General features: G+C 46.1%; 14 protein-coding genes and 1 riboswitch. Of the genes, 5 read left to right on the top strand and 9 right to left on the bottom strand.

Features of this window, described 5'->3' with window-relative positions:
* Nucleotides 1–53 precede the first annotated feature (53 nt).
* Nucleotides 54–395, top strand: a complete 342-nt coding sequence (locus A5870_RS01005) for a MazG nucleotide pyrophosphohydrolase domain-containing protein (protein ID WP_005230638.1) — start codon at nt 54–56, stop codon at nt 393–395.
* Nucleotides 396–543: 148 nt separating this feature from the next.
* Here A5870_RS01005 and A5870_RS01000 read toward each other — a convergent pair whose 3' ends face one another.
* From A5870_RS01000 to A5870_RS00955, 9 genes are all read right to left on the bottom strand, one after another.
* A complete protein-coding gene (locus A5870_RS01000; protein WP_005233274.1) occupies nt 544–1,557 on the bottom strand; it encodes an ABC transporter substrate-binding protein in 1,014 nt (337 codons plus the stop codon).
* The gene (locus tag A5870_RS00995) at nt 1,550–2,332 is read right to left on the bottom strand and encodes an ABC transporter ATP-binding protein (RefSeq protein WP_010748955.1); all 783 of its coding nucleotides are present in this window, start codon (nt 2,330–2,332) and stop codon (nt 1,550–1,552) included. Before A5870_RS00995 ends, A5870_RS01000 begins: the two co-directional genes overlap by 8 nt.
* Nucleotides 2,333–2,336: 4 nt before the next feature.
* Nucleotides 2,337–3,410, bottom strand: coding sequence for a FecCD family ABC transporter permease (locus A5870_RS00990; protein ID WP_086291555.1), 1,074 nt, complete (start codon nt 3,408–3,410; stop codon nt 2,337–2,339).
* 470 nt (nt 3,411–3,880) lie between these two features.
* Nucleotides 3,881–4,354, bottom strand: coding sequence for a 6,7-dimethyl-8-ribityllumazine synthase (gene ribH, locus A5870_RS00980; RefSeq protein WP_061053393.1), 474 nt, complete (start codon nt 4,352–4,354; stop codon nt 3,881–3,883).
* Between the two features lie 21 nt (nt 4,355–4,375).
* Nucleotides 4,376–5,587 (bottom strand): 3,4-dihydroxy-2-butanone-4-phosphate synthase, encoded by a 1,212-nt coding sequence (ribB, locus tag A5870_RS00975; protein ID WP_086291553.1) that lies wholly within the window; start codon nt 5,585–5,587, stop codon nt 4,376–4,378.
* Nucleotides 5,565–6,152, bottom strand: coding sequence for a riboflavin synthase (locus tag A5870_RS00970; protein ID WP_086291552.1), 588 nt, complete (start codon nt 6,150–6,152; stop codon nt 5,565–5,567). Before A5870_RS00970 ends, ribB begins: the two co-directional genes overlap by 23 nt.
* Nucleotides 6,137–7,213 (bottom strand): bifunctional diaminohydroxyphosphoribosylaminopyrimidine deaminase/5-amino-6-(5-phosphoribosylamino)uracil reductase RibD, encoded by a 1,077-nt coding sequence (ribD, locus tag A5870_RS00965; protein WP_086291551.1) that lies wholly within the window; start codon nt 7,211–7,213, stop codon nt 6,137–6,139. Before ribD ends, A5870_RS00970 begins: the two co-directional genes overlap by 16 nt.
* 112 nt (nt 7,214–7,325) lie before the next feature.
* Nucleotides 7,326–7,464, bottom strand: a riboswitch (FMN riboswitch).
* A 194-nt stretch (nt 7,465–7,658) separates the two neighbouring features.
* Nucleotides 7,659–10,307: an HAD-IC family P-type ATPase gene (locus A5870_RS00960; protein ID WP_086291550.1), complete on the bottom strand. Its 2,649-nt coding sequence runs from the start codon at nt 10,305–10,307 to the stop codon at nt 7,659–7,661.
* 346 nt (nt 10,308–10,653) lie between these two features.
* A complete protein-coding gene (locus A5870_RS00955; protein WP_086291549.1) occupies nt 10,654–11,289 on the bottom strand; it encodes an NAD(P)H-binding protein in 636 nt (211 codons plus the stop codon).
* 598 nt (nt 11,290–11,887) lie between these two features.
* Here A5870_RS00955 and A5870_RS00950 point away from each other — a divergent pair.
* From A5870_RS00950 to A5870_RS00935, 4 genes are all read left to right on the top strand, one after another.
* Complete coding sequence (locus tag A5870_RS00950; RefSeq protein WP_086291548.1) at nt 11,888–12,889, top strand: bile acid:sodium symporter family protein; 1,002 nt, start codon at nt 11,888–11,890, stop codon at nt 12,887–12,889.
* A complete protein-coding gene (locus A5870_RS00945) occupies nt 12,825–13,925 on the top strand; it encodes an iron-containing alcohol dehydrogenase family protein (RefSeq protein WP_086291547.1) in 1,101 nt (366 codons plus the stop codon). Before A5870_RS00950 ends, A5870_RS00945 begins: the two co-directional genes overlap by 65 nt.
* A 170-nt stretch (nt 13,926–14,095) precedes the next feature.
* Nucleotides 14,096–15,979, top strand: coding sequence for a glycosyltransferase family 2 protein (locus A5870_RS00940; RefSeq protein ID WP_077454110.1), 1,884 nt, complete (start codon nt 14,096–14,098; stop codon nt 15,977–15,979).
* A gap of 352 nt (nt 15,980–16,331) precedes the next feature.
* Nucleotides 16,332–17,081, top strand: coding sequence for a SagB/ThcOx family dehydrogenase (locus tag A5870_RS00935; protein WP_077454109.1), 750 nt, complete (start codon nt 16,332–16,334; stop codon nt 17,079–17,081).
* Nucleotides 17,082–17,141 lie beyond the last annotated feature (60 nt).

Below are 17,141 nucleotides of genomic sequence, written 5' to 3'. Positions count from 1 at the left end.
AATAGTATATCATGATTCTGATAAAGGTTCTGGGAAAGGATGGGAAAAAATTTATGAACATTGAGGAGTATCAACGATTTATCAGTGACTTCTACAAAGCCCGCAACTGGTATCAGTACGATCCGTTTATTCGGGCGAATTTTTTAGCAGAGGAAGTCGGGGAAGTGAGCCGTGCCATTCGGACATTGGAGATCGGTCGTGACCGTCCCGATGAACAAGAAGGCTTGCCAGAAGAAAAACTGGCAAACCTGACGGAAGAATTGGGCGATGTACTGGATAACTTATTTATTCTCGCCGATAAATACGATATTTCTCTAGAAACGATCATGCAAAAACACAAAGAGAAGCTATTGTCTCGCTATCAAATGAACCATATGACAGAAAAAAACAGCTAACGGGCTACTTGTTGCGGAACGGGCAGCGGCAAAGGTTGCTTTTCTTAAATACAAAAAACCAACGTTTCTGTGGTCGATCGGCCAGTGAAACGTTGGTTTTCTTCTATTATATAAAAAGTTGGTTCTCCTTTTTATGCAATGGAGGTGTTTATTGTGCCATTTGCTCTACCAGTTCTTCCAATCCAGTCAAGGCTTGGTAGCCGTAGCCAAAGAGATAATTGTAGTCCATGCTGTAGACTTGTTTGTTTTTGATGGCTTTCATGCTGGAGAGTTTGTCATTTTTGTACAAGCCTTCAATGATTTCTTGACCAGAAACACTGCCTTCGATCGTTGACCAGTCGCCGACGATCAGTACATCGGGATCCGTTTCGATCAAGGTTTCGACACTGACTTCTCCTGAATAGTCTTGAAACACATTGTTCAGTTTGATCATATCAAAGTTGCTGTTGAAAAAAGACTCGTCTTGAGCGGCATAGACACTGACCACACTTGGATCAGACATAAAGAGATGGGCAAAGGTTTGCTCTTCTTTGTCTGCTACTTTTTCTTCCAAGGCACTCTGACGGTCCTTTAATTCTTTTTCAAAAGCAGCCGCTGCCTCAGGAACATTGAAGAGTTTACCAAGGTTTTCAATGTCTTGATAAACGGAATCAAACGTCGCCCCAGTGACAGAGGTTTCTTGGACGTAAGTCGGAATGCCCATCTCGTTTAAGGAATCAACGGTGCCGACGCCCCAATCTTGGTTATCGAAAAGTCCCCCACGACCAAAAATCAAATCTGGATCCACACTTAGCGCCGTTTCTTTACTGATGTAGTCACTGCCCAGGTCGTTTAGTTCTGCATAATCAGCAGCAACTTCCTCATCGGCGGCACCAAAGGTTGCACCGACACCCGCAATCTGATCCTTGAGGCCGAGATGCAGCAGCAATTCCGCTGCTGGTCGTGTGTTGGCTACGACTTTTTTCGGTGCCTCATTAAAGGTTTGGTCCTTGGCGGTCCATTGCGTACCGCCTTCTGCTTTGGTGTAGTTGCTAATGGTTAAGGGATACGTACTTTCTGCCTGTGAGGAAGAAGCCGAAGTTCCTTCATCCTTCGTATTGCCGCAAGCGCTTAATGTAAAGACTGCCAATCCTACCCCAATCATTTTTCCCCATTTATTCATCTGTTTGCTCCTTTTCAAAATAATAATGAAACCCTAATCCGCCTGTGATCGGATGATGGTAAATACTGCATTTCACGCCATAGATTTCTTCGATCAGTTCTTCTGTCAGCAGCGTTTCTGGTTCGCCATACCCTACGACCCGCCCATCTTTTAAGGCATAGATAATGTCGCAATAGTTGGCTGCTTGTTCCAAATTGTGCAGCGCCGCCAACAAACCAATTTTCAGATGCTTGACGGTCTCTAAGATTTCCAGTTGATATCGGATATCCAAATGATTGGTCGGCTCATCGAGAATCATAAATTTCGGTTCTTGGGTGATGGCACGAGCAAGGACGACCCGCTGTTTTTCGCCTCCTGATAATGAGAGGTAGCTGCGTTTTCTGTAGGCACTTAACCCTGTTTTGGCTAAGGCTTCAGTGACCAGCTCATGGTCTGCTTTGGTGTCTTGTTCCAATAGACCTTTGTGGGGCGTGCGGCCTAAAAGCACCATTTGTTCTACTGTTAAATCAAAGCTCAACTCATTGAATTGACTGACGACGCTGACTTGCTGGGCGACTTTTTTTTCGGAACTTTTCAAAATATTCATCTCACCCAAATAAATGTCGCCGCTGTCAGGTTTCAACGTTTTGTAAATAGCTTTTAACAATGTAGATTTGCCGCTGCCGTTGGACCCAATCAAGCCGACAAATTGCCCTTGTGCGGTTTGGACGGAGATGTCTTTTAGTATCTGCTGATCCCCGATCGTCAGATTGAGCTTTTCAACTGCTAATTTCATTCCGTCACCCCCCAAAGTTGTATTGTCGTTTGACAATGATATAGATAAAGATCGGTGCGCCAATCAGCGCTGTAATGATCCCGATCGGCAGTTCGACTCCTTGCAGGGTCGAGCGGGCGATCACATCCGCCCAAATCAAAAACAACGCGCCTGTCAAAGCGGTCAATGGCATCAACAGGCGATGATCCGACCCGCTGACTCCACGTACGATATGAGGAATGATCAAGCCGACAAAGCCGATCATCCCAGAATTCGCAACGATGATACTGGTTAATAGCGCTGCTAGCAGCATATAAAAACGCCGATAGAAGGTCAGCTTGACCCCTAAGGTGGAGGCAACTTCATCCCCCAGCAAAAGCGTATTCAAAACACGGTATTGCGTCAGGAAGAAGAGCGTGATCAAAGAAACCAGAACCACGATAAAGCCCAATTTGTTCCAAGAAGCCGAGGCTAGGCTGCCCATCGACCAAAACGCCACAGTCTTCATACCTTCTGCATTGCTAGCCAGATAGATGATCAAGTTTGAAACAGAGCTGCATAAGGCACTGACGATCGTCCCCGACAGCACAAGTTTTGTGGAAGTCATTTTCCCACCGATACTGGCAAGCAGCAGCACCAAAATAGTGGCAATCCCCGCTCCTGCAAAGGCACCAAACGATAAGCCCAGTTGTAAGACTAGCGCCGAGCCGCCAAAACCGACTAAGATGGCGAAGGTCGCCCCTAAGGATGCGCCAGAAGAGATTCCTAAGATATAGGGATCTGCCAGCGGATTTTGGACCACCGCCTGCATCACTGCCCCGCTGATCGCTAACCCCATCCCCACAAAAATAGAAAGCAAGACCCGCGGTGCCCGAACAAACCAGACGATATTGATGTTTGCGTCTGAAATGCCTGAAAGATCACCAACCAATCCATGGCTGATTTTATAGAAGAGAATTTGGTAAACTTCGCCAAGGGTGATATTGGCTTGCCCGTTTGCCAAAGCAATTCCTGCAGATAAGAGAATGGCGACAACTAAAACACAGCAAATGATTGTCGAAACCATCCAACGATTTGATTTAATCAACCCTACCGACATGTGATTCTCCTTTATTCAGCACGAACCTCTCCTGATTTCACAGCAAAAACAACCTTGACTGTTGCCTCGCCGCCATCGTAAAAGAAGCATCTGTGCGTTTTTTCGCTTATAAAAGTGCTTCTCATGAAAAGCGCCAAAGCCATGTGCTGCTTTGACATCTATTTGCAAATGAGAATCACTCTCAATGAATAGAGTCATTATAAGGAACCTTTTGTGAAATGTAAATAATTTTCTGAAAATTTCCTTAAATAAGAGTTATTCTAATGTTCGTGATTGATGGGCGTTTTCCTCTCCATTGACCTATCGAAAACACGGTACCCGTGAAGAAGCGAATCCTTTGGCAAAATGATCCATTTTTTTTAATGATGAAAAAAAGACAGACTTCATTTTGTACGAAGTCTGTCTCCAGTCTAATGCCTATGCTTAGGCAGGCTTTTTCTTGCTAGCTTCCCTTTGTTCGAACGTGAAACCTATGCGTTGCCAAGGATTTGCTGATTCAACGAAATCATCTCCAAAAGACCTTGAGCGGCTTCACTGCCTTTGTTGCCAGCTTTGGTTCCCGCCCGTTCAATGGCTTGTTCGATCGTTTCAGTCGTCAACACACCAAACATGATCGGAATATCGGCATTCAGACCAATTTGGGCTACGCCTTTCGCCACTTCATTTGAGATCAATTCATAGTGGGTCGTTGCTCCGCGAATCAAGGCACCTAATGTCACGATCCCATCGTATTGTTTGTGGTCAACGATTTTTTTGGTAATATACGGAATCTCATAAGCACCTGGAACCCAATATACATCGATGTTTTCTGCTTTGACTCCATGACGCACCAAATTGTCTTTGGCGCCTTCCACTAACTTGGAAGTGATAAACTCGTTGAATCGTGAGACTACGATCCCTACTTTGACTGCCTCTCCCTGAAACGTTCCTTCAAATACTGTCATCGCTCATTCTCCTTTGGTTGATTAAATAGATAGGTAATGGTGAAACTTTTCTTTCTTCGTTTTCAAGTAGCTGCTGTTTTCTTTATGCGCGGGCATCTCCAGCGGAACCCGTTCTGCTACCTTGATCCCTAAGCTTTCTAATTCCTTCACTTTGTCAGGGTTATTGGTCATCAGTTGAATCTCCTGCACTTCTAAGGAACGTAAAACATCGGCAGCAAACGTGTATTGACGAGCATCTGCTGCAAAACCCAATGCAATATTTGCTTCATACGTATCCAATCCTTGTTCCTGCAACTGGTAGGCACGGAGCTTGTTCCGCAAGCCAATACCGCGGCCTTCTTGGCGTAGATACAAAATCGCACCACGGCCTTTTGCTTCGATCTGCCGCATCGCTTCTTGCAGCTGTTCGCCACAATCACAGCGATGAGAGCCGAAGACATCGCCTGTTAAACACTCTGAATGGATCCGTAGTAACAGCGGCTCGGTAGTATGTTGAATCTCGCCTTTGGCTAGTAAAAGGTGTTCATTGCCGAATTCATCTTCAAATAAGGTTAATTGGAACGCCCCATAAGCCGTTGGCAGATCCACCGTGATAGGTGCAGTTCCTCGTAGATATTCCGCCAACTCATCAATGGTCAAAAACGGCAGCTGCCATTTTTCTGCTAATTTTTTCAATTCTGGGACCCGAGCCATCGTGCCATCTTCATTTAAAATCTCACAAATGTAGGCTGCTTCCACGCTGCCAGCAAGCTTTGCTAAATCCACAGCTGCTTCTGTATGTCCTCTGCGTTCCAACACGCCACCAGGTTGAGCGGTCAATGGGAAGATATGTCCAGGGCGATAAAAATCCGCAGCCTGTGACGCAGGATCAGCCAATTTTTCAATCGTCACTGCCCGGTCTTTCGCAGAAATTCCCGTACTCGTCGTCACGTGATCGACACTGATGGTAAACGCGGTACCAAAGGCATCCGTATTATTGGCGGTCATCTCAGGCAATGCCAGCTTTTCAGCGATCGCTTGTGAGATGGGTGCACAGATCAAGCCACGGCCATAAGTCGCCATAAAATTGACGGCTTCTGGCGTTGCGTATTCAGCGATCCCAATCAAATCTCCTTCTGATTCCCGATTTTCATCATCGGCGACAATCACTAAGCCGCCTTTTTTTAACCATTCCACTGCTTGTTCTACTTTATGCATCGTCTGCCTTCTTTCATTTTCGTTGGTATTTGACATATTTCCCGATCATATCCGTCTCGATATTGACCCACTCCCCTTGTTTCAACTGCCCCAGCGTCGTCTGGTCTTTGGAATGGGGGATCAAGCTAACGGAAAAGGCCTGTGCCGTCGTCTGGGTGACCGTCAAACTGACGCCATTGATCGCAATCGACCCTTGCGGAATGATTTCCCCTTGCACACTGGTGGGGTAAGCAAATGTCAAGATCAAGGCATTTTCCAACTGCTTTTTCTGGATCAAACGAGTCGTTACATCGATGTGGCCAGCGACAAAGTGGCCTTCAAAACGCTGCGTTGCTGCCATCGCTCGCTCCAAATTGACTTCGGCACCCACCGAGAGTTGTTTAAAGGTGGTTCGTTGAAAGGTTTCTGGCATGATATCCACCGTAAACGTCGTTGCTTGTTTGGCGATCGCCGTCAAACACGTCCCGTTGATCGCCATACTGTCTCCGATCTGGTAATCCGCCAACAAGCCTTCCGACGCACTGCAAGTTAGCTGGATCGTGCGGCTTTGCTTGCGGATCTCTTTGATGCGGCCTTTTTCCTGAATCAATCCTGTGAACATTCCTCTGGCCTCCTTCCTCGGATGCAAACATCTTCCCCAACTGCCGTCACCGTCACCTCTGTTAGCTGCTGCAGCTGTTTCGGGGTACGCACACTGGTAAAACTTGCGAGACTATTGCCCCCAAGAAACTTTGGTGCCACATAGGTAATGCTTTCTTGCCACAGTCCGCTGGCTAAAAAGGCATCATGGATCGCAGCGCCTCCTTCTACGTAAAGCGATTGGACCTGTCGTGCGGCAAGCTCCTTCAACAATGCAACAATCGTCAACTCTTCCAGCTGGATCACTGACACATGCGCTGGCAAGTCACTGACAGCTGTCTGCTGCGTAAAAATCCACACAGGTGCCGAATCATCGGCAAACAATGCCAAATGGGGTTGCGACAGCGTTCGCCCCCGACGGTCTAACACGATGCGAATCGGCGGAAAGCTAGTTTCAACTGTGGTCAATAAGGTGGGATCATCCGTCAACACCGTCTGACTGCCCACTAAGATTCCTTGGTAGTCTCCACGTTCTTGATGGACCTGTTGCCAAACCGCTGAACCAGTGATCGCACTGCGGGTTAACGCATCATGAGCGATCCGACCATCTAAAGTGATCGCTTGCTTCAATGCCACGTATGGTCGCTGATGCTGGTGGTAAAAATTATAGTGTGGATTCAAACGGCGCACTTCTGTTTCTTCGATACCCACCAACACGTCGATGCCCTGTTCTTCTAAAAAGCGCTTGCCTTGTCCAGCCACGATCGGGTTAGGGTCTAACTGGCCGATGACTACCTTTTCGATGCCGCTGTCGATGATCAGCTGGGTGCAAGGCGGCTGTTTTCCTTGATGGTTGCAAGGTTCTAACGTCACGTATAAAGTCGAATTGATTAGGTCTTCGGAGGAATGGCATTGTTCGATGGCGTTTCGTTCCGCATGGGGCTGCCCATAGACTAAGTGAGCCCCTTTGGCAATGACCCGTTGCTCTTTGACGATCACAGCGCCCACTAGCGGATTGGTAAAGGTTTGGTAACGCCCTTTTTTGGCTTCTGCGATCGCCAAACGCATGTATTCGTTATGCATCTTCCTTCCTCCTTTCAATAAAAAAATGCCTCGTGAGAATCTCACGAGGCATAGACAAACAAGACCGGCAAAAAATCAATTTTAGACGCACTGCGCCCCTTGAAATTTTGTGGTTTTTCTTCTCCCATCCAGACTTTCACTGTCGGTGCCAGATTCACACTGGCTCCACCGCATAGCTATGCGGGTCACGGACTTCAAGCATTGTACTTGTCACCGTCGGTCGGGAATTACACCCTGCCCCGAAGAATACTATTCAATTCATGTGCATTTTAGCCCGACCATTTTTGTTTGTCAATAGGGCTGATCACGAGCCGATAGGAATTCCTCTTGGCTTTTTCTTTTGGCAACTCCAAAACAACGACAACAGAAATCCCTTGTCGTTCCGCCATTTTCCTAAGCTGCAGCAAGGTGATTTTGCCTGTAAAAAAATACGAGAAAACCTAGGTTAAATATTTTTTCTCGAACGAAGCCATTTATCGAACTCCGTCACGAGTAAGACGACCATCCCAGAAGCTGCTGAGATGACCCAGCCAATCAAGGACATGTCCTCAGTATGAAAGGCGCTTTGCATAAATGGAACATAGGTCAATAACAGTTGTAGAACCAGCATCACACCAATGATCACGAACGCTTTTGGATTGGTGAAGGAAGCTTTAGAAAATGCTGGTGCACTGGTACGGATGTTGAACAAATAGAAAATCTTACTCAAGACCACGATATTGACCATCATGGTACTGGCAACGGCTTCGCTGACGCCTTGCAGCAAGAGCCAGTCATGGGCGATCAAACTGATGACTGCCATCAAGATCGATACATACGCCATCTGCCAAATATCGTGGCGATTCAACAATTTATTGCCTGTCTTTCGCGGTTTGCGGCTCATGATCCCAGACTCTGCTGGTTCAAAGATAAACGCAAACTGGATCGTAATAGCAGAAACCATGTTGATCCACAGCAGTTGCGTCGCCTGCAACGGCAATTCTTTTTGCATCATGATCGTAAAGGCAATGATCAGCCCTTCGGCAAAAGATGTCGGCAACAGAAACAGAATGCTCTTTTTGATGTTGTCATAAATCCTGCGTCCTTCGCGAATCGCTAAGGACATGGTACCGAAATTGTCATCGGTCAAGATCATATCAGCAGAGTCTTTGGCTACATCCGTGCCGCTGATCCCCATCGCTACACCGATATCCGCCCGCTTCAACGCAGGGGCATCGTTAACACCGTCCCCTGTCATCGCCGTGACTTTGCCTTTGGCTTGCAGCGCTCTGATAATGTCCAATTTATTTTTCGGCGTGGTTCGTGCAAAGACTTGATTCGACAAGGCAGCATCTTGAAATTCAGCTTCACTCATCTGATCCAACTCGGCACCAGTCACGACGTGAATCTCATCCGCTAAGTCAAGCTTTTCCCCAATCGCTTTGGCAGTCAGAGGGTGATCCCCCGTGATCATTTTTACTTGAACACCGGCTTGGTTCATTTCCTTCAGGGAAGCGATCACTTCTTCTCGCGGCGGATCGATGATCCCGGCGATCCCTAGTAATTGCAGCCCTTGCTCAAAAATCGTTTCATCAATGTGATCAATCGAAACTTTCTGATAGCCCACCGCTACCACCCGTTTGCCTTCTGCCGACAAGCGGCGGACATGGCCTGTCCAATAGGCTTCATCAAAAGGCGCCGCTTGTTTTTGTACCATTTCAAACAATTTATCTGGGGAGCCTTTAACAAATAGCAAGCGTTCCCCCGCAGGGTTTGCCACTAGTTTCGCCATGTAGCGGTTGTCCGAATCAAAGGGCAGCATATCCAGCTCTTGGTAAGCGGGTGCTTGCGGATAGGCAAATTGCTTATGATACAGCGTCAAAAAGGAGCCGTCTGTTGGTTCCCCATTGATCGTCCAGTGATTTCCTTCTGGGACTAATACCGTATCGTTGGCTTCGTAACCAGCTTCCAAAAACAACTGCAAGGTGTCTTGCGCGTGGACATCCTCCTGCTTTGGACGAATTTCTCCCACCGGCGCATAGCCGTCACCCGTCACTTCATATTCCTGCTCAGCCAATACGATGTCTTTGACCGTCATTTCATTTTTGGTCAGGGTACCTGTTTTATCCGTCGCGATCACATCCACTGAGCCTAGCGTTTCAACCGCCGGCAGTGTTTTGATGATGGTGTGCTTGTTTTTTGCCATGTCGCTGACACCCATCGCCAAAACCACCGAGGTCGTTGCTGGCAATCCTTCTGGGATCGAGCCGACGATCATGGTGACAACGGCTAAGGACAGGACAGAGATCGCATAGGTTTGCTGGAACAAACTGACGATAAACAGCAAGACCGCCACGCCCATGATCACATAGGTGATGCCTTTCCCCAGTCCATCGATCTCTTTCATCAACGGCGTTTTTCGTTCTTCTGTTTGATTGACTTCAGCTGAGATTTTCCCGATCTCAGTCGTGGCGCCAGTAGCGATCACGATCCCTTTCCCACTTCCTGACGTCACGGACGTCGAAGCAAATGCCAAATTCCGTTGTTCCGCTAATGGGGTTGCTTCATCCACTAAGGCATCTGTTATTTTTTCCACCGAATCGGCTTCACCAGTCAAGGCAGATTCTTGGATACGCAAGTTGTCGGCTTCGATGATCCGCAGATCCGCAGGCACATTGTCGCCAGCTTCTAGGAATACGACATCCCCTGGAACGACTTCGGCAGCTGGAATATCTTGCCGAATCCCATTCCGATAGACCGTGGCTTCTGCTGATAGCATCTCTTTGATCCGTTCTAACGCATCGGAAGCATTGGCTTCTTGGTAATAACCGATCAATGCATTGACCAGTACGACGATGCCAATGATCACCGCATCAGAGAAATGCCCCATCAGCAGCGTTAAGATGGCGGAGAAAATCAAAATGTAGATGATCGTGTTATGGAATTGTCGCAGCAGCAAACGCCACTTGGCGATTTTTTTGACCGCTAATTGATTCAATCCGTAGGTTTCTAACCGCTCGGTTACTTGCGCCTCATCTAATCCTTGTTCGATTGAGGGCACCTGATACTGTTCGATTGTTTCTGACACTGATAATTGAAACTCTTTTTTATTCATTTATTCTTCTTCCTTTTCTTTTTTCATTGATGGATAACACAAATAAGCCCCTTATTTAGAAACTGCTCCTAAATAACGCGCTGTTGTTGGTCTCCTATTCAATTAAAAAGTAAGGTAAGTCAAAATAGTGTTTCTGCTCACCGTCACTCGAGTCGCTTGACATTCGTTTACCACCCCCTCTAAAGTTAGCAATAAGCGTAACAAACTATTTTTCCAAAGTCAAGAGTCATCGCTTTCATAGCAATGAAGGGGCATCTCAAAGTTTTTAGGAAAAAAGCCGCACGACAACGATTCGCTGCCGTGCAGCTCCTTCAGTACATTCTCTTCAAGCTCCCAAAGGCTCGCCTTAAAGCTGATCCAGTGCCTCGCTGATCGGTGTTTCCCCAGCTTGGACTTTGATGACTTTTTGATAGGTTGCTGGACGTTCCAGCATTTCACCTAACAAGACGGCGACATCCTCGATGGGGATCGCACCAGAGGTCGTTTCACTGATCTCAATCAAACTAGATCCTGGAGTTTCTTTCAACGCACCCGGCTGCAAAATCGTATAGTCTAGTGCGGTATTGTCGATCAGCCAGCGATCAGAGAACAACTTGGCGATCGTGTAATCCATCAATGACGCCATGCCCTCCCTTTGCCACTGTTCAGGTTCTAAGGCATAGGCTGAGCTAAGGTGGATGTAGCGTTTGATTCCTTTTGATTCGGCGGCTTGCATCACTTTCACCGCACCATACAGATCGGATTGCAGCAAGTCTTTGCCTCGGGAACCCGCCACGAAGTATACCGCTTCCGCATCTGCGAATTTGGCCGCCATCTCTTCCGGTTCCGTGTGTAAATCAAAAAACACGGGCTTGATCGTCTCCGTTTCTGTGATTTTCTCACTGCTGCGCGCACCAGCATAAACGATGTGTCCTTGTTTTTCTAGAAAGTCGATCAATTTTTGACCTACTCGTCCAGTAGCACCAACGACAAAAATTTTCATTTTTTTTGCTCCTCTCGTTTCTTTTTCCAACTCTTGCTAGTATCATCGTAGGACAAAAACCAAGATCCAACAACTATTCTGTTCCTAAAAAAAGGGAAAAAGGCACAGCACAAACCAATTCTTGCTGTTTTTCCCCATAGAAACCCATGTTTTTTAAAAAACACCCAAAAAAATGAAAAAAATTTTCTCAAACGATTGACAAAGCCTTGACTCTTTTGTAGACTAGGTAGAAATAATTTAAATATTTAGAAAATTCCAAATAAAGAAAAGGACGGTGGCGTATATGACCCGCACCAATGTTAGCAAACGAATTATTTTATTATTATAGTCGGGACTGTTTGATTTTATACATTCAAAGAGTCCCTATTCACATTGCATCCAAAAAGAAGAACAGCTTCTTGAGATGGAGTGTTTTTTTTTACCCATTTTCAAGAAAGCGGCCTTTTGCAAGCTGACACATTGATGTCAGATAGATCCCAAACGCTCATTGAACAACTGCTGCCGATTCCCCGCGGTTATGCACTGCACTTATTCTAAAGACCCCTTCTGTTTGAACACTTGATTGGTCAAGCAGAAAAAGGAAGGATGATTTTTTCTTATGAAAACCGTCAACACGATCGCTGCTTTTGTAAACAAGTATTTGATCTATATCATGATTTTATTGATGATCGTCTCTTATTTCTTCCCGCAACCCTTCTTATGGATTCCGCCTCGTACAACGATTCTTCTGAGCATCATCATGTTTTGTATGGGGATGACTTTAAACGTTGCTGCTTTTAAAATGGTCGTCTTACAGCCCAAAGCATTCATCTTAGGAGTGCTTTTCCAGTTCACCATCAGTCCTTTGGTGGCTTACGGCTTAGCGCAGCTGTTTGGTCTTTCTTCCGGTTTGATCATCGGGTTTGTCCTACTAGGTTGCGTTTCTGGTGGAACCGCCAGCAATGTCATGACCTTTATCGGCAAAGGCGATGTCGCCCTCACCGTTTCCATGACCACGGTATCGACCTTATTAGCGACCGTCGTTACACCCTTTTTAGTTTACATCTTGGCTGGTCAGTACACCGAGATCTCTTTCTGGGAAATGCTCTTGTCTGTCTTGCAGATGGTGCTTTTGCCGATCATTTTAGGGGTGATCGTCCACAAACTCATTGCCAAGCACATCGAGCGATTCCTACAATCATTTGTGTTGATTTCTTCCGTCAGTATCTTATTGATCGTTGCCGGAACTGTCGCTCGCAACGGTGCTGTGATCGTCCAATCTGGCTTGATCGTGATTTTCTTAGTCTTGCTCCATAACTTGATCGGCTACGGCGCAGGCTATGGTCTGAGCCGTGTGATGGGCGTCAGTGCCACCCAAGCCAAATCCATCATGTTTCAATTAGGAATGAAAAATACCGGCCTAGCGATCTCGTTAGCCAATGCCCACTTTGCCGCCATTGCTGCAGCCGTTACCCCTGCCGCAGTCGGCATGGTGATCCATCAAATTACCGGACCAATTTTAGCCAATCTCGTGGCCAAGAAAGAAGGAGAACAGTATGAGTCAAAGTATCTTTTTGCCAAACTACACAATCGGGGCGGACGCCTACGAAAAAGTAAATGACATCGTAAAACCATACGGCACCAATGCCGTGATCATCGGCGGAAAAACCGCCCTTGAAAAAGCCGAAGACAAGATCAAAGCCGCTTTAACGTCAGCAGTCAAAGTGACGGATACCTTGTGGTACGGCGGCAACTCGACCTATGAAAACGTCGATCAGCTGTTAGCCCATCCAAGTGTCCAAGCCGCCGATGTTCTATTCGCCGTTGGCGGCGGCCGCGTTTGCGATACCGTCAAAGTGGTTGGAGAAAAAGCAGGCAAACCAGTTTTCACCTTCCCAACGATCGGCTCCAACTGCTCACCAGTCACCGCGGTCTGTGTCATCTATAAAGAAAACGGCGAGATGCAAGGGCTGTTTTTCCCTTCGCAACCACCGACCCATGCCTTTATCGACAGTGAGATCATCGCCCAGGCCCCCGATAAGTACTTATGGGCAGGAATCGGCGATGCCCTCTCCAAAGAGATCGAATCGACATTTTCAGCGCGGGGCGATCAGTTAGATTACACCGATGGGTTAGGCATCCAAATCGGCAAAATGTGCACGGAACGCTTATTGCAATACGGCACACAAGCCTTGAAAGACAGTGCCGCCAATCAGCCGTCTTATGCCATTGAGCAAGTCGTCTTGGATATCATCGTAACCACCGGCTTAGTTTCCGTCTTAGTCATCAATGATTACAACTCCGCCCTTGCTCATTCCTTTTACTACGGAACGACCGTTTTGGAAAAAATGGAAGACTATTTACATGGTGCTTCCGTTAGTTACGGCGTTTTGGCCTTGTTGCAGCTAGATCAGCAAGAAGCCCTCTTCCAGCGCATCTACGCCTTTATGAAGGAAAACAAACTGCCGGTTTGCTTAGCTGATATGGGCCTTAACGACACCAGCGACCTTGAGGCAATCTTAGACAAAGCAATGACCACCAATGACATCGTCCACGTGCCTTATGAGATCACGCGAGAAATGTTCAAACAAGCAATCCTAGACGTGGAAGCCTATCATGCCAAACAAAACCAAGCAGCATTGGCAGCTGCCAATTAAATGAAGCCCTCCAGCAATTCGTTGCTGGAGGATTTTGTTTGGCCTTTTTTTCACTTCTTCGTACTTGTCCTCCTTCTTCTTTCTTACATGTTAAAAAACATGCAATCGTTTACTTTGATTTATTTTTAAAAACTTATTACTATTTTAGTATAACAAAGGAGGAGATTGGTTTGGAATTGGTTTATTTATCTGGGTTGTTTTTGGTCATTTTCTTGTTGTATTTCCTGGCAAAGAAAAATAATCGCATCAAACAGCTGTTTTCGAAGATCACGATTGCTTTTCTGCTTATTTACTTGGTTTGGCGTTTATTTTTCACGATCCCGATTGATAGTTCTGCTTCACTAGTATTTGGGATCATTCTCTATATTGCGGAAGTCATTGGTTTATTTGTCTATGGCTTTTTTGTTTACCTTTTTTCCAATAAGCTCTCAAAAGAATACCGCTACGAGGGGGATGAAGCAGAAGAATTCTTGCCAAGTGTCGCCGCTTTTATCTGCACTTACAATGAAGACATCAAGCTGGTGATCGCCACAGCATTAGCTGTCAAAGCCTTGAAATACCCCAATAAAAAAATCTATATCTGCGATGATGGCCATCGAGAGGAACTAAAAGAAATGGCCGAGCGAATGAATCTCGGCTATTTGACCCGCGAAGGAAATGCCAATGCCAAAGCTGGGAATATCAACTATGCCTTGTCCCAAACTAGCAGTGACTTGATTTTGCTTCTGGATGCTGACTTTATCGTAAAAAAGAACATTATTTTTGAAGCTGTCGACTATTTTCGCAATCCTAAAGTTGCATTGGTGCAATATCCACAAACATTTTATAACAAAGATCCCTTTCAATTACTGCGCAAATCCATGTACAACGAACAGGAATTATTCATGCGCTTTCTAGAACCAGCACTTTCTCGTGAGAATGCTTTGATCCATATCGGTACCAATGCCATCATTCGTCGCAGTGCCCTTGAAGAGATCGGCGGCGTTCCTACCAGCAGTATCACCGAAGATATGGCCACCGGGATGCTTTTACAAGACGCCGGCTATGAAACGATTTTTATCAATAAAGCCTATGCCTTGGGGATCACTCCTTACACTGCCAAAGAGCTGACCTCACAACGGACTCGGTGGGCGCAAGGAACGAAACAAATTTTTGACCACTTCAAACCGCGCCGGTTAAAAGGGTTGTCTTTTATGCAAAAACTTTGTTATTACAATTCCTATTTGTATTGGTTTACCTCTTTCCAAAAAATCATCTTTTTATTGGCACCAACCTTATTTATGGTTTTTGATATCTTTATCGTCAGAAGCAACAATCACCAATTATTGTTGTTCTTTTTACCGCCTTTCATTATGATTTCCCTGTCGTTTCGGCTGTATGTCCCTAAGATCAGGAACCTGACAAGTTCCCACATCTATGATTGCTTTGTCGCTCCTATCCACACTGGGGCATTGATCAAAGAATTTATGAAATCACAGAAAAAATTCAACGTGACCAAAAAAGAGATCGTCGGCAGCAACGCCTTTGATTGGCGAACCGTCTTGCCCCACATCATCCTCTTTACTTGGATTTCCTTTGCCTGTCTGGTAGCTGGGTATCGTTTGTACCGAGGAGAAGGCTATGAATTCGGCTATATCGTGACCTTGATTTGGTCGATCTATAACCTCTATGGCTTGTTTTATGCCATTTTGATCGGGAAAAACCGTTTTATCGAAAGTGATAGTGAAGCCTTGAGTATCGCCATCAATCGTCAGCTTTCTTATGATGCGAAGACGTTCGAAATGTATCAAATGAGTTTCAATGGCTTCCGTGTCCGGACTCATCCCGAGCAAATCTTCGTACCAGGTGAAAGTTACGTCTTTTACGATGATAAGCGTCGCTTCACTATCAATTCGATTTGTCTAGAGGATCATGGCTCCTATGTGACTTTTGCCTTCAACAATCTAACACCGCAATCTGCTGAAGAGCTTGCCAGCTACTATAGCGACCAGCTCAATGCTGCCAAACAGTTGGAATTTGATATGGAGGAAGAAGTCGCAGAAATGAATAGTTAGCCCCGCCCCCTTTGTCGCAAGAGACAAAGGGGCTTTATTGATTCCAGAAAGCTCCTTAAAGGGCAGTTCTCCATCTTATGATGATTCTCTTCCTTTAGATAACACTCTGGCATTTGCTACACTCTTTTCCAATGATCATTGATTGAAAGAGCCAGAACAGAATCTAGACGATTTCTCGATGGCAATACTTTTAAAGCCTTTAGAAAATATTAAAAAGTCTGCTTTCCCTATGACCTGATTGAGCTGATGCGGTTGCCACTGCTCACACATTTTTGAATAAAAGCGCATGAAAAAGCAATCCTTGTTATACTTATAAATAACACGAAGTCCATAGTAAAAAGGAGGAATCCTCATGACCCGTTACAAACGATTTCGCTTTGCTCGTTTAGGCGCTCTTTTGGTGCTGGGCTTACTCCTCACTGGCTGCAGTGCGGATAAGACACCGATTGAAGAACAACCGACTACCGACACGGTCACTCCTTTTGAACCAGAGGTTTCCTATGAAACTTTTCCATTACCGCAACCGATCTTAGATGGGGAAACCAGTGTGGCGGAAGCTCTCTTCAATCGGCGCTCGCAACGAGATTTTCAAGACACCGAGCTAACACAAGAACAGCTGGCACAGCTTTTATGGGCCGCTGCCGGTGTCACTACAGAAGATGGTCGCCGGACAGCGCCTTCGGCTGGTGCCTTGTATCCCTTAGACCTCTATGTCGTGGTTACACAGGTAACGGGGCTTGAGCCAGGGCTTTATCTGTATCAACCTGAGCAGCATACCTTAGCAAAAGTTCTTGCCGGCGATTTTCGGACCGCATTGGCGGAAGGTTCGTTGGATCAGCAAGCGATCCAACGAGCACCTGCTACATTGCTTTATACAGTGGTTTATGAACGACTGATCGAGCGCTATGGGGACCGAGGAATCGAACGTTATGCCTATATCGAAGTCGGACATTCCGCCCAAAACGTCCTTTTGCAAGCCCAAGCGTTAGGATTAGGCGCTGTGCCGATCGGCGCCTTCACGGATCATGAACTCAAAGAATTATTACAACTGCCGACGGAAAATGAACCCCGCTATTTGATTCCAGTGGGGGTTATTGAGTAGCGCTACTGAATAACAGAGCCCATTTTCGTGGGATTGTCAGTCTTTCATTAGAAAATGGCA

Source organism: Enterococcus sp. 2G9_DIV0600 (assembly GCF_002140615.1).
Classification (GTDB): Bacteria; Bacillota; Bacilli; order Lactobacillales; family Enterococcaceae; genus Enterococcus_D; species Enterococcus_D innesii.
This window is presented reverse-complemented; position numbering and strand designations above follow the sequence as displayed.